At 58.7% G+C, this 13,255-nt stretch carries 13 protein-coding genes; 8 read left to right on the top strand and 5 right to left on the bottom strand.

Features of this window, described 5'->3' with window-relative positions; translation table 11 throughout:
- Positions 1 to 3: 3 nt before the first annotated feature.
- Together trmA and EQV90_RS03435 are read right to left on the bottom strand one after the other, a co-directional pair.
- Positions 4 to 1,092: a tRNA (uridine(54)-C5)-methyltransferase TrmA gene (gene trmA / locus EQV90_RS03440; RefSeq protein ID WP_003443997.1), complete on the bottom strand. Its 1,089-nt coding sequence runs from the start codon at positions 1,090 to 1,092 to the stop codon at positions 4 to 6.
- Positions 1,089 to 2,384, bottom strand: coding sequence for an NCS2 family permease (locus EQV90_RS03435; RefSeq protein ID WP_003443995.1), 1,296 nt, complete (start codon positions 2,382 to 2,384; stop codon positions 1,089 to 1,091). The genes trmA and EQV90_RS03435 overlap by 4 nt, the downstream gene beginning before the upstream one ends.
- A gap of 276 nt (positions 2,385 to 2,660) precedes the next feature.
- Here EQV90_RS03435 and EQV90_RS03430 point away from each other — a divergent pair, with 276 nt between their 5' ends.
- Together EQV90_RS03430 and EQV90_RS03425 are read left to right on the top strand one after the other, a co-directional pair.
- Complete coding sequence (locus tag EQV90_RS03430; RefSeq protein ID WP_037001613.1) at positions 2,661 to 3,098, top strand: DUF4879 domain-containing protein; 438 nt, start codon at positions 2,661 to 2,663, stop codon at positions 3,096 to 3,098.
- A gap of 58 nt (positions 3,099 to 3,156) precedes the next feature.
- On the top strand, positions 3,157 to 3,702 hold the full coding sequence (locus EQV90_RS03425) for a DJ-1 family glyoxalase III (protein ID WP_010655537.1): 546 nt from the start codon (positions 3,157 to 3,159) through the stop codon (positions 3,700 to 3,702).
- A gap of 17 nt (positions 3,703 to 3,719) precedes the next feature.
- On the opposite strand, the gene EQV90_RS03420 is transcribed toward EQV90_RS03425, so the two are convergent.
- On the bottom strand, positions 3,720 to 4,955 hold the full coding sequence (locus EQV90_RS03420; protein ID WP_240877748.1) for an MFS transporter: 1,236 nt from the start codon (positions 4,953 to 4,955) through the stop codon (positions 3,720 to 3,722).
- Between the two features lie 401 nt (positions 4,956 to 5,356).
- Here EQV90_RS03420 and EQV90_RS03415 point away from each other — a divergent pair, with 401 nt between their 5' ends.
- From EQV90_RS03415 to EQV90_RS03405, 3 genes are read left to right on the top strand one after another with little or no spacing between them, the layout of a single operon-like run.
- On the top strand, positions 5,357 to 6,796 hold the full coding sequence (locus EQV90_RS03415) for a cytochrome ubiquinol oxidase subunit I (protein ID WP_003443987.1): 1,440 nt from the start codon (positions 5,357 to 5,359) through the stop codon (positions 6,794 to 6,796).
- 3 nt (positions 6,797 to 6,799) lie between these two features.
- Positions 6,800 to 7,807 carry a cytochrome d ubiquinol oxidase subunit II gene (gene cydB / locus EQV90_RS03410; RefSeq protein ID WP_003443985.1) on the top strand — a complete coding sequence of 336 codons (1,008 nt, stop codon included), beginning with the start codon at positions 6,800 to 6,802 and terminating at the stop codon, positions 7,805 to 7,807.
- 57 nt (positions 7,808 to 7,864) lie between these two features.
- Positions 7,865 to 8,032 carry a DUF2474 domain-containing protein gene (locus EQV90_RS03405; protein ID WP_003443983.1) on the top strand — a complete coding sequence of 56 codons (168 nt, stop codon included), beginning with the start codon at positions 7,865 to 7,867 and terminating at the stop codon, positions 8,030 to 8,032.
- A gap of 184 nt (positions 8,033 to 8,216) precedes the next feature.
- On the opposite strand, the gene EQV90_RS03400 is transcribed toward EQV90_RS03405, so the two are convergent.
- Entirely contained in the window at positions 8,217 to 9,341 is a 1,125-nt protein-coding gene (locus tag EQV90_RS03400; RefSeq protein ID WP_003443981.1) for a class I SAM-dependent methyltransferase, read from the bottom strand.
- 236 nt (positions 9,342 to 9,577) lie between these two features.
- Here EQV90_RS03400 and EQV90_RS03395 point away from each other — a divergent pair, with 236 nt between their 5' ends.
- The gene (locus EQV90_RS03395) at positions 9,578 to 10,354 is read left to right on the top strand and encodes a ferredoxin--NADP reductase (RefSeq protein WP_010655541.1); all 777 of its coding nucleotides are present in this window, start codon (positions 9,578 to 9,580) and stop codon (positions 10,352 to 10,354) included.
- A gap of 52 nt (positions 10,355 to 10,406) precedes the next feature.
- Here EQV90_RS03395 and mscL read toward each other — a convergent pair whose 3' ends face one another.
- Positions 10,407 to 10,820 carry a large-conductance mechanosensitive channel protein MscL gene (gene mscL, locus EQV90_RS03390; protein WP_003443977.1) on the bottom strand — a complete coding sequence of 138 codons (414 nt, stop codon included), beginning with the start codon at positions 10,818 to 10,820 and terminating at the stop codon, positions 10,407 to 10,409.
- A gap of 280 nt (positions 10,821 to 11,100) precedes the next feature.
- Between mscL and katB the strand changes: the two genes are divergently transcribed.
- Both katB and EQV90_RS03380 read left to right on the top strand, forming a co-directional pair.
- A complete protein-coding gene (gene katB, locus EQV90_RS03385) occupies positions 11,101 to 12,642 on the top strand; it encodes a catalase KatB (RefSeq protein ID WP_240877747.1) in 1,542 nt (513 codons plus the stop codon).
- Between the two features lie 64 nt (positions 12,643 to 12,706).
- On the top strand, positions 12,707 to 13,237 hold the full coding sequence (locus EQV90_RS03380; protein WP_003443973.1) for an ankyrin repeat domain-containing protein: 531 nt from the start codon (positions 12,707 to 12,709) through the stop codon (positions 13,235 to 13,237).
- The last annotated feature ends 18 nt before the right edge of the window (positions 13,238 to 13,255 follow it).

Raw genomic sequence — 13,255 nt, 5'->3', positions numbered from 1 at the left:
CGGTTACCGGCGAACCAGCAATACGCCCGATTCCATGTGGTGGGTCCAGGGGAACTGGTCGAAAACGGCGCAACGTTCGATACGGTGGGTATCGTGCAGCTGGGCGATGTTTTCCGCCAGGGTGGCCGGGTTGCAGGAGATGTACAGGATGTTGTCGAAGCGTCGGGTCAGCTCGCAGGTGTCCGGGTCCATGCCCGCACGTGGCGGGTCGACGAAGACGCTGCCGAACTCGTAGCTTTTCAGGTCGATGCCCTGCAAGCGGCGGAACGGACGTACTTCGTTCAGGGCCTCGGTCAGCTCTTCGGCGGACAGACGCACCAGTGTCACGTTATCCACAGCGTTGTCGCGCAGATTGTTCAGCGCGGCATAGACCGAGGTCTTGCTGATTTCGGTAGCCAGCACCTTGCGCACGCGGGTGGCCAGCGGCAGGGTGAAGTTGCCGTTGCCGCAATACAGCTCCAGCAGATCATCCTGACGTTCACCCAACGCGTCGTATGCCCAGTTGAGCATCTTCTGGTTGACCGTGCCGTTTGGCTGGGTGAACGCACCTTCGGGCTGTTGATAAGTGAAGGTACGGCCTGCCACTTCCAGCTGCTCGACCACGTGATCACGGCCGATCACCGCGCGTTTACCTTTGGAGCGGCCAATCACGCTGATATCCAGGTCTTTGGCCAACTGCTCGGCAGCGGTTTGCCAGTGCTCGTCCAGCGGGCGGTGATAGCACAATGTGACCATCGCATCGCCGGACAGAGTGGTCTGGAACTCTACCTGGAACAGCTTGTGGCTCAAGGCCGAGCTGGCTTTCCAGGCGGCCTTGAGCTGCGGCATCAGTTGATTGATGCGCAGGCTGGCAATCGGGAAGTCTTCGATCAGGATCGGCGTGCGCTTGTCATCCGGCGCAAACATGGCGTAGTGACGTTCGCCCCCTTCGCGCCACAGGCGGAATTCGGCCCTCAGGCGAAAGTGCTTGAGGGGCGAGTCGAACACCTGGGGTTCAGGTGCATCGAAGGGCGCCAGCAGCTCGCGCAGGCGATTGGCCTTGGCTTCGAGCTCAATGGCGTAGGTAGCAGAATCGAACGGCAAAGCACTCATGCGTTAAACCAACCCAGCTTGATCACAAACAGAATCGACAGAATGATCAGCGGTGCATTGAGCTCGCGCGCGCGGCCCGACAGCAGCTTGATCACGGTCCAGGAAATAAAGCCGAAGGCGATGCCGTTGGCGATGGAGTAGGTGAACGGCATCGCCAGCGCGGTGATCACCACCGGAGCGGCAACGGTGATGTCGTCCCAATCGATTTCGGCCAGGCCGCTCATCATCAATACGGCGACGAACATCAGCGCAGGGGCGGTAGCGAATGCCGGAACGCTGGCGGCCAGTGGCGAGAAGAACAGCGCCAGCAGGAACATGATGCCGACCACGATGGCGGTCAGACCGGTACGGCCGCCGGCGCTCACGCCTGCTGCCGATTCGATGTAGCTGGTGGTGGTCGAGGTACCCAGCAACGAACCGGCCATGGCCGCGGTGCTGTCGGCGATCAGGGCGCGGCCCATTTTCGGCATGTGCCCGTCTTTGCCCATCAGGCCGGCGCGCTTGGCAACGCCGATCAGGGTGCCGGAGTTGTCGAACAGATCAACGAACAGGAAGGCGAAGATCACGCTGATCAGACCGATGTCCAGTGCGCCTTTGATGTCCAGTTGCAGGAAGGTCGGGGCCAGGGATGGCGGCATCGACACCACGCCACCAAATTCGGTGACACCCAGTGCAATCGAAGCAATGGTCACGGCCAGAATGCCGATCAGTACCGCACCGCGCATTTTCAGGGCTTCAAGGCCTACGATCAGGGCAAAGCCCAGAGAGGCGAGAATCACTTTGGGCTGGCTCAGGTCGCCCATGCCCACCAGGGTGGCTTTGTTGGCGACGACGATACCGGCGTTACCCAGCGCAATCAGCGCCAGGAACAGGCCGATGCCGGCGGCAATGGCCGAGCGCAGCGGCAGCGGGATGCTGTTGATGATCCATTCGCGGATACGGAAGATCGACAACAGGAAGAATAGCACCGCCGAAATGAATACCGCCCCCAGCGCCACTTGCCAGGTGTGGCCCATGTGCAGGACCACGGTATAGGTGAAGAAGGCGTTCAGGCCCATGCCCGGTGCCAGGGCAATCGGGTAGTTGGCGATGATGCCCATGGTGGCCGAGCCGATGGCGGCTGCCAGACAGGTGGCGACAAATAACGCGCCTTTGTCCATTCCCGTTTCGCCGAGGATGCTCGGGTTCACGAAGAGAATGTAGGCCATCGCCAGGAAGGTGGTGATACCCGCAAGAATCTCGGTACGCACATTGGTGTCGTGTGCTTTGAGTTGAAACAGCCTTTCCAGCATGCCAGTCCCCGTGGCGCCAAATGCGCCGTGATTAAATCGTTTTCAACAGCAAAGCACAGATTAGGGATCTGTTGATCCTTGGCTGTCGTCCCCTCGGGGCGCGTGTCATGACCAAGCGTCAACAGACCCTGATAGCCTGAGAATTTCTGTCTGTCGGAAAAAGCCGCGCATCATACCAGCAGCTCGGACGTCTGGCTGCTTTGGATGCCCTGCGGCGTCATGTTTTGTTACCTCAAGTGCACAGGCATACTGCGTGCCAGTTATCGGGGGCAAGCCATGAAGTGCACGATCAAACCTGTTTTTGTCTGTTTTAGCCTGTTGCTCAGTGCGGCGTTGAACGCCGCACCGGCGATGCCCTTGAGCCGCGTCGAAATACTCAAGGTGGTATCCGCTTCCTGCGCCGTAGAGGATGTGTCCGATGGTCGCGAACAGACCAAATGCGATCATCAGGCTCCCGGCATCAAGGTGTACGTGCTTGAACGCGGCTATGGCGGCCAGCCCAATGTGAGCCTGGACGGCCAGGAAGTGGATGGCGTTCGCACCCCGGTGTGCAATCAGGGTGAAGGGCTGGTGACCTGTAATGGTGCCGGTACTACGGTGGGCTACCTGTACAGCTTCGATCTGGGTAACCGGCAGGGCGGCTGGTTCCAGTTCAGCAACACCTCCCTGACGCCCCCGCACAATCGGCTTGGCGCCAGGCTGTATATAAAGTAGCCAGACCCATGGCGGCGAAGCTGACCTAAGCTGATAGCTCCTCTGTGCGAGAAAGCCTATGACCTATAGAGCCCTGATTCCTGTCGCTGAAGGTGTCGACGACCTGCAAACCGTGACTTTGATCGATGTTCTGCGCCGTGCCGAGGTCGAGGTGGTGGTGGCCAGTATCGAGGGCCGGCGCATGTTGACCTGTGCCCGAGGCACGCGCCTGACAGCCGACGGCATGCTGGTTGACCTGCTGGCCCAGGCTTTCGACCTGATTGTGTTGCCCGGTGGTGCGGTGGGCTGCGAGCACCTGGCGGCCCACCAGCCTTTAATGCAAATGCTGGCCGATCAGGCCCGGGCCGGCGGTTTTTACGCCGCCATTGCCGAGGCGCCTGCCCTGGTGCTGCAGCCTGCCGGGGTACTCAAGCAGCGGCGCATGACATGCCTACCATCGGTCAGTGACCGGCTTTCGGGGTGCAACTTTATTGACCAGCCAGTGGTGGTGGATGGCAACTGCATAACCGCCCAGGGTTGCGGGGCGGCTTTGGCATTTGCTCTCGCGCTGGTCGAGCAGCTCTGCGGCAAGGCGCGATGCAATGCGCTGGCGGCCCGGATATAGGGGTGGCGCCCCAGGTATCAGGGCTGAGCAGGTGGTTTGTCTTCCACCATCCGGTCGCGGTTGGCCAGGCCGGGGAACAGTTTTATCCACAGCCCCGTGACGACCAGGGTGCCGACCCCGCCCAGCACCACCGCCGGCACGGTGCCCAGCCAGTGCGCTGTAGCCCCTGATTCAAATTCGCCCAACTGGTTGGACGCGCCAATAAACAAGCCATTGACGGCACTGACGCGCCCGCGCATTTCATCCGGGGTTTCCAGCTGCACGAACGAGGCACGGATCACCATGCTGATCATGTCGGCCGCGCCCAGTACCACCAGCACCAGCATCGAAAACCAGAACGAGGTCGACAGCCCGAACGCGATGGTGGCGACGCCGAATACCCCCACGGCAGTAAACATGATGCGCCCCACCTTGCGCTCGACCGGGAACCTGGCCAACCACAGTGACATCAGCAAGGCCCCGACCGCAGGCGCCGAACGCAACATGCCCAGGCCCCATGGGCCGGTGAGCAGGATGTCTTTGGCAAACACCGGCAGCAAGGCGGTGGCGCCGCCCAGCAACACCGCGAACAGGTCGAGGGAGATGGCGCCGAGGATGTCCGGGCGGCTGCGAATAAAACGAATGCCGGCCAACAGTGAGTCCAGGGTGGCCTTGCCTTTGTTCAGTGCAGTCTGGCGCGCGGGCAGGTTGCTCATCAACAGCGCGGCTATGAGGTACAGCACCACCGTGGGACCGTAGACCCAGACGCTGCCAAACGCATAGAGCAATCCGCCCAGCGCCGGTGCGACGATGGTGGCCGACTGCTGGGCTGCTTGAGCGGCCGCCACGGCCCTGGGGAACAGGGCGATAGGCACGATTGAGGGCAGCAATGCCTGGGTGGTGGGCATTTCAAATGAGCGGGCGCCCCCCAGTAGAAAGGCCAGGATAAAGATCAGCTCGCGGCTGATATGGTCGGTTGCACTGCTGATGGCCAGGGTCAGGGCAATCATGGCTTGCAGCGTCTGGCACAGGGCTGCCACCCGGCGCCGATCATAGCGATCGGCTACATGCCCGGTGTGCAGCATGAACATCACCCGCGGTGCGAACTCGATCAGCCCGACCCAGCCCAGATCCATCACATTGCCGGTGAGTTGGTAGACATTCCAGCCAATGGCCACGGTCAGCATTTGAAAGGCGCTGGCGGTGAAGATGCGGGCGAACCAGAAGGCCACAAATGGCCGGTGATGACGTAGCAGGAGCGTTTGACTGGTCATTGAAAGGGTCGGGGCAGAGGGCTGGGGAGATTGAGATTATCATCATTGTGTAACAAATAATGACTCGAATTGGCCAGGCGAAGGGGGCTTGAAACTCTGTTGTCCGGGGCTTTTTCGAGAAAACATTCAATTCCTGCAAGGGTGTATTACTGGCCCTGGGACATCATGTCACGCGGCAACAAACCACATTAGCGCCCTGATGGGAATGGACTACTCTTTCAGCAATGTTTGATCCAGGTCAAAACCCGTTGCGGTTTATCTGGATGGCCAGCCGGCCAGACCCCTTGCGTGGTGGATGAAAAAGCGGACACCGATTCGCTGAGGCCATTATCGGCAGGGAAGTTGGATACAGGCGCCGCTTCTGTGTCCTGAACCACCTGATACCTGATAGAGGAAGACTTATGTTCGGTTTGGAGGCTCTGGATCTCGCCCGAATTCAGTTCGCGTTTACCGTGTCGTTTCACATCATCTTTCCCGCCATTACCATCGGTCTTGCCAGTTATCTCATGGTGCTCGAAGGCATGTGGCTGAAAACCCGTGAGGACACCTACCGCGACCTGTACCATTTTTGGTCGAAGATATTTGCCGTCAACTTCGGGATGGGCGTGGTGTCCGGGCTGGTCATGGCCTATCAGTTCGGCACGAACTGGTCGAGGTTCTCTGACTTCGCCGGAGCCGTTACCGGCCCCTTGCTGACTTATGAAGTACTCACCGCATTCTTCCTTGAGGCCGGTTTTCTGGGGGTCATGCTTTTCGGCTGGAACCGGGTCGGTCGCGGCATGCATATGTTCTCCACGGTGATGGTGGCCCTGGGTACATTGGTTTCGACCTTCTGGATTCTGGCGTCCAACAGCTGGATGCAGACGCCGCAAGGCTTCGAAATCATTGATGGCCGGGTTATTCCGGTGGACTGGCTGGCAGTTATTTTCAACCCTTCCTTTCCTTACCGTCTGGCGCACATGGCCACGGCTGCCTTTTTGGCCACGGCGTTCTTTGTCGGCGCTTCGGCAGCCTGGCACCTGCTGCGCGGCCGAAACACCCCCGCCATTCGCCGCATGCTCTCGATGGCGATGTGGATGGCACTGGTGGTGGCACCGGTGCAAGCCTTTATCGGCGACGCCCACGGCCTGAATACCCTTGAGTATCAACCGGTAAAAATCGCTGCGATCGAAGGTCACTGGGAGAACAAACCCGGTGAAGCGTCGCCGCTGATCCTGTTTGGCATCCCGAACATGAAAACCGAGACTACGGACTACAAGATCGAAGTGCCGTACCTGGGCAGCCTGATCCTTACCCACAGTCTGGACAAACAGATCCCGGCAATGAAGGACTTCCCGGCCGCGGACCGTCCGAACTCGACCATTGTGTTCTTCACATTCCGGATCATGGTTGCGCTGGGCATGCTGATGATCTTTATCGGCTTGTGGAGCCTGTGGCTGCGCAAGACCGGGACACTGTACGAGAACCGCTGGTTCCTGCGTCTGGTGTTGTGGATGGGGCCGTCGGGTCTGGTGGCGATTCTGATGGGCTGGTTTACCACTGAAATCGGTCGCCAGCCGTGGGTGGTGTACGGGCTCATGCGCACCGCCGACGCGTCGTCCAATCACAGCGTTACGCAAATGAGCATCACGCTGGTCCTGTTTGTGCTGGTGTACTTCGCGCTGTTCGGTGTGGGTCTGGGCTACATGATGCGTTTGGTACGCAAAGGCCCGATTACCCATGAAGGCGATACACACAACGAAGGTGGTCCAGGCCAGCCACGCACGCCTGCCCGTCCTCTGTCTGCTGCCCACGAGGGTACGGATGAAGGCCACAGCGACAGCCTGACTAAGGGGAATTGAGTCATGGGTATTGATCTGCCACTTATCTGGGCAATCATCATCATCTTCGGGATCATGATGTACGTGATCATGGATGGCTTCGATCTCGGGATCGGCATCCTCTTCCCCTTTATCAAGGGCGAAAGTGACCGCGATGTGATGATGAACACTGTTGCTCCCGTCTGGGACGGCAACGAAACCTGGCTGGTGCTGGGCGGCGCGGCATTGTTTGGCGCCTTCCCGCTGGCCTATGCGGTCGTATTGTCAGCCTTGTACCTGCCTTTGATCCTGATGCTGCTGGGCCTGATCTTTCGCGGTGTGGCCTTTGAGTTTCGTTTCAAGGCCAGGCCTGAGAAGCGTCATATCTGGGACAAGTCGTTCATTGGCGGTTCTCTGGTGGCTACGTTTTTCCAGGGGGTGGCACTGGGGGCCTTCATTGACGGCATACCGGTAGTCAACCGGGAGTACGCCGGGGGCGGCATGGACTGGCTCTCTCCTTTTACCGTGTTCTGCGGCCTTGCACTGATCGTGGCCTATGCCCTGCTGGGGTGTACCTGGCTAATCATGAAAACCCAGGGCGACCTGCAACAGCAGATGCACAAACTGGGGCGCCCGCTGGCCCTGGCAGTACTGGTGTTGATGGGCATCGTCAGCCTGTGGACACCCTTGGCACATTCTGAAATTGCTGCGCGCTGGTTCACCCTGCCAAATCTGTTCTGGTTCCTGCCGGTACCGATTCTGGTGTTGCTCACGATGTTCGGTTTGTTCAAAGCGATTGCCCGCAACGCCAACTACACGCCGTTTCTGTTGACCCTGGTGTTGATTTTCCTGGGCTACAGCGGTTTGGGCATCAGCCTGTGGCCGTACATCATCCCGCCATCAATCACGATCTGGGAAGCTGCCGCACCGCCGCAGAGCCAGGGCTTTATGCTGGTGGGCACCTTGTTCATCATCCCGTTCATTCTGGGTTACACCTTCTGGAGCTACTACGTGTTCCGCGGCAAGGTCACCCACGAAGACGGTTATCACTAGTTAGAAGTGCCGCTGCGGCCTGATGGTCGCAGCCTTTTTCCGAGAGGAGAGCGCAACATGGCTGGCAAGGACTATCTACATGAGGTGCAAGAGGCCGAGAAAAAGCCGTTATGGCAACGGGTCGGCTGGCTGCTGGTGATCTGGACCGCCAGTGTGGCGTCATTAGGCGTATTCGCCTGGCTGATCCGACTGTTCATGACCGCTGCGGGCATGAAAAGCCACTGATGGTCGCCACTCATAAAAAAACCCTCTACGGAGGGTTTTTTTGTTTGTGGGTAATTCTCTGGCCCGGCCCGGAGTAGGAGCGAGCTCTTTACCAGGCCCATATTGATCACAGAGTGAGCGCGGCCTTCTTGAAAAGCGCGCGAGCAATCGAGTGTGGCCCGGCTGCTCCCGCTGGGGGCTGTGCTTACTTGCGCGCCTTGAGAATGACGAACTTGGGCGTAGCAGCCACTTGTTCAACACCGCGAAACAGTTTGGCCAGCTTGCTGTGATAACCCAGATGGCGATTGCCGACGATATACAGCGCGCCGCCGACGACCAGGGCTTCCCGGGCTTGTTGAAACATGCGCCAGGCCAGAAAGTCGCCCACCACTTGCTGCTGGTGAAAAGGCGGGTTGCACAGCACGACGTCCAGCGAATCAGGTTCTTGCCCTGCAAGGCCGTCTGCGGCACGCACTATTACCTCACGCTCCCCCAGCGCTGCCTGCCAGTTTTCGCGAGCGGACTGCACGGCCATAAACGACTCATCGACCAGCGTGTACTGCGCATCCGGGTTATTCAGTGCACTGGCGATGGCCAGCACGCCATTGCCGCAACCCAGATCTGCTACCCGGGCCGAGCCCAGGTTTTTGGGAAGGTGGGGCAGGAATGCACGGGTGCCGATGTCCAGCCCTTCACGGCAGAAGACGTTGGCATGGTTGAGCAGCTCGATGGCCGGTTCGTCCAGTAAGTAGCGCGAAGGGTAGGGCGAGGTAAACGGCTCTTTGGCTTCAGGGGTGGCCATCAGCAAGCGGGCTTTTTTCACGGCCAGCGAAGCCTGGACCGGGCCGATATAACGCTCCAGCAAATCACCTGCCGCACGGGGCAAATGCTTGATCATCGCGCCGGCAATCACCTGTGCCCCCGGGGCCAGCTGGCCTTGCAACCGAATGAGTTGCTCTTCGAGCAGGGCCAGGGTTTTGGGTACGCGCACCAGCACACAATCGAAAGGGCCAACCAGAGGCTGGCTGGCGGGGATGACCGTGACGGCATCGAACGCCTGGCCATTGCGCACCAGATTTTTTTCCAGGGCCTGGATGGCGAGGAACGAGTCGCTGCTGCTGGTGACCTGCATATTGGCCACCAGACTGATCGCCAGAGCCCCGAAACTGTCATTGAGCACCAGAACCCGGCTGTTGGCGGGCAGACCCTGTTCGGCCAGATGGTTAAGCAAATACTCGTCCGCAGCGTCGAAAGCCTGTAGCGGCTCGTTTTGCTGTTCTGGTTGGCGGATCAAGCGGAGTTGGGCGAAAGGGCTTTCGAGCACAGGCATTTTTACAAACTCTGGGGAATCAACAGTGGCAACCGGGCCGCAGGGCCACTTCGCAGCACTGGCGTCCGTGGGTTTTACAGATGCAGGCGATTTTACTTTTTTTTGCCGGGGATTACCTGATGCGTTTACCCGGCGGGCAACATCCGCCTGGCAGTGGGTGCAAAGCCAGCACAAACCGTCGGTGTTCCTGTGTCTGTCTTTGCGCGACACTACTGCACTAGCCAATGGAGTGCGACATGACTGCCAGTGCAGAAAAATTTACCCGCCAGACGCTGCTTGAGGTTACCCCGCTGACCCCCGGTCTTTTCACGTTGCGTACCACCCGCGACCCGGGTTTTCGTTTCACTGCGGGTCAATTCGCCCGTCTGGGCGTGACCAAGGCCGATGGCAGCACGGTGTGGCGGGCCTATTCAATGGCGTCCTCACCCCATGACGAGTTCCTGGAGTTCTTCTCCATTGTGGTGCCGGGAGGCGAGTTCACCAGTGAGCTCAGTCGTCTGGAAGTTGGCGATACCCTGCTGGTCGAGCGCCAGGCCTATGGTTTTTTGACCCTGGACCGCTTTGTTGACGGGCAGAATCTGTGGATGCTGGCGACCGGGACCGGCATCGCGCCATTTCTGTCGATCCTGCAAGACTTTGAAGTATGGGAAAAGTTTGAGCATATCGTGCTGGTTTACAGTGCGCGGGAAACCAGAGAACTGGCCTATCAGGGCTTGATTGCCGGTCTGGTTGAGCGTGATTACTTGTCTGAATATGCACATAAATTTACCTATGTGCCGATTGTCACGCGCGAGCAGCATGAGGGGGCTTTAAGCGGGCGAGTCACCACATTGATTGAAAGTGGAGCACTTGAAGAGCGGGTGAAGATCAGCCTGACGCCCGAACATTCAAGGGTGATGTTGTGTGGCAATCCGCAAATGATCGATGACACCAGAAAGTTGCTCAAAGCGCGGGGGTTGCAACTAAGCCTGAGTCGCCGTCCCGGGCAAGTAGCGGTTGAAAACTACTGGTAACCGGCCGGCCATAAAAAACGGCGCCCGCAGGCGCCGTCTTTTTATCGGATCGTCAAGGTCGATCGTGTTGCGCCTTGAGCAGATCGCGAATTTCGCTCAGCAGCACTTCTTCGGCAGTCGGTACGGGCGGTGCGCTTGGAGCCACAGCCTCTTCACGCTTCAGGCGGTTGATCGCCTTGACGCCCATAAAGATGGCGAACGCGACGATGATGAAGTCGATCACGCTCTGGATGAACTTGCCATACGCCACAACCACGGCAGGTGCATCACCAACGGCGGCTTTGAGGGTAATGGCCAGGTCACTGAAGTCCACACCTCCGATCAACAGACCCAGAGGTGGCATGACTACATCGCCAACGAAGGATGAAACGATTTTGCCGAATGCCGCGCCGATAATGATACCGACGGCCATGTCGACCACATTCCCTTTGACCGCGAAGGCCTTGAACTCACTTATCACGCCCATAGGTTATTCCTTGTTACATATGAAGTTGGTGAGTGCAGTGTAAGTCAGCCTTGCTGATCTTGCCTGCTGTGATGCTTATTGGCTGTTTAATCGACCGGCTCAAGTGCCGATAGTTTTATAAAAAGCGCGGAAACTTGCGGTCGATACCCCCTCAGATGCCTTAATGCCAGACTTTTATTTCAATCAGGTAGTTGCGACCTTTCTATTTAGAATTTGCTCCCCGGCCCTCTAGCCTTTGGTCAGCGCCCGGATGCGCACCTAATAATCAGAGGACTTACCCATGACCATCCCCCTAGGCTCTGGAGCGTTTTCACAGCGTCGCCTGCTGTGTGTTTTGAGCGCCAGCCTGCTGTCGGTTTCAGTACAGGCCGCCACCTTGACTCGCGACAACGGTGCCGCAGTCGGCGATAACCAGAACTCGCAAACGGCAGGGGCAAACGGCCCGGTATTGCTGCAAGACGTGCAGTTGCTGCAAAAACTTCAGCGCTTTGACCGCGAACGCATCCCGGAGCGTGTGGTGCATGCCCGCGGCACCGGGGCTCACGGCACCTTTACCGTGACCAGTGACATGAGTGATCTGAGCAAAGCCAAAGTATTTGCCGCGGGTGAAACCACGCCGGTGTTTGTCCGTTTTTCGGCTGTGGTGCACGGCAACCATTCGCCGGAAACCCTGCGTGATCCACGGGGTTTCGCCACCAAGTTTTACACCGCCGACGGTAACTGGGACCTGGTAGGCAACAACTTCCCGACCTTCTTTATCCGCGATGCGATCAAGTTTCCGGACATGGTGCATGCCTTCAAGCCCGACCCGCGCACCAACCTTGACGACGACTCACGGCGCTTCGACTTCTTCTCCCATGTACCCGAAGCCACCCGCACCCTGACCGAGCTGTACTCCAACGCAGGTACGCCGGCCAGCTATCGCCAGATGGACGGTAATGGGGTACACGCCTACAAACTGGTGAACGCCAAAGGTGACGTGCGCTATGTGAAATTCCACTGGAAAAGCCTCCAGGGCCTCAACAATCTGGATCCCGCACAGGTCACCCGGGTTCAGGGCCGTGATTACAGCCACCTGACCAATGATCTGGTGGCCCATATCAACAAGGGCGATTTCCCCAAGTGGGATTTGTACGTGCAGGTACTCAAACCGCAAGATCTGAAAACCTTCGATTTTGACCCGCTGGATGCAACCAAAATCTGGCCGGGGGTACCTGAGCGCAAAGTCGGGCAGATGGTGTTGAACCGCAACCCGGCCAATGTGTTTCAGGAAACCGAGCAGGTCGCTATGGCCCCGGCCAATCTGGTGCCGGGTATCGAGCCTTCCGAAGACCGCCTGCTGCAAGGCCGGGTGTTCTCCTATGCCGATACGCAGATGTACCGCCTTGGTGCCAACGCCATGCAGTTGCCGATAAATGCCCCGCGCAATGGTGTCAACAATGGCAACCAGGACGGTTCGATGAACATCGGTCATACCGTCACCGGGGTGAATTATCAGCCGAGCCGCCTGATGCCGCGCGAAGAGCCGCAAGCTGCGCGTTACAGCGAAATGCCAGTGTCGGGCACCACCCAGCAAGCGAAGATTCAGCGTGAGCAAAACTTCAAACAGGCGGGGGATCTTTACCGTTCCTTCAGCAAAAAAGAGCGTCAGGATCTGATTGAAAGTTTCGGTGAGTCTTTGGCGACAACAGACGATGAGAGCAAACACATCATGTTGTCGTTTCTGTACAAGGCCGACCCTGAATACGGCACCGGCGTGACCAAAGTGGCCAAGGGTGACCTGGGCCGGGTCAAGGCACTGGCCGCCAGACTAGTCGACTGACTTAGTTACCAATCCTGCAGGAGCGAGCACGCTCGCTCCCACAGGGCGGTTAAGGTATGAACCTATGAGAACGCTTTTATCCCTGACTCTGCTTATTGTCAGCGGGCTTGCCCTGGCCGCCGAACCTGATGTACAGGCCGAACTCCGGAACTATTACTTCGATGCGGCGCGCCGTGGTGACGTGGCCATGCTCGATACCTTTATCGAGTCCGGCTACAGCCTCAATGTGCAAGACAGCAAGGGTTATACCGCGCTCATCCTTGCGGCCTACAACGGTCAGGGCGAGGCGGTTGAGCACTTGCTGAAGGCTGGCGCAAACCCCTGTGCCCAAGACTTGCGCGGTAATACAGCCCTGATGGGCGCGATTTTCAAGGGCGAAGTCCGGATTGCCCGCCGTTTACTGGGCACTGATTGCAACCCCGATCAGCGCAACGGCGCGGGGCAGACCGCGGCCATGTATGCAGGCCTGTTTCAGCGGGCCGAATTGCTCAGGGATTTGTCGCGCAAGGGGGCGGACCTGAATGCCGAAGATGCACAGGGCAATAGTGCCGCCCGGCTGGCCGATGGCGAAATCCGTATGCCGCGATCGCACTAATACGGGTGCGCTGGGCTA

This window comes from Pseudomonas sp. TMW22089 (genome assembly GCF_022496645.1).
Lineage (GTDB): Bacteria > Pseudomonadota > Gammaproteobacteria > Pseudomonadales > Pseudomonadaceae > Aquipseudomonas > Aquipseudomonas paraversuta.
The sequence above is the reverse complement of the archived record's forward strand: the minus strand, read 5'-3'. Positions and strand labels throughout refer to the sequence as shown.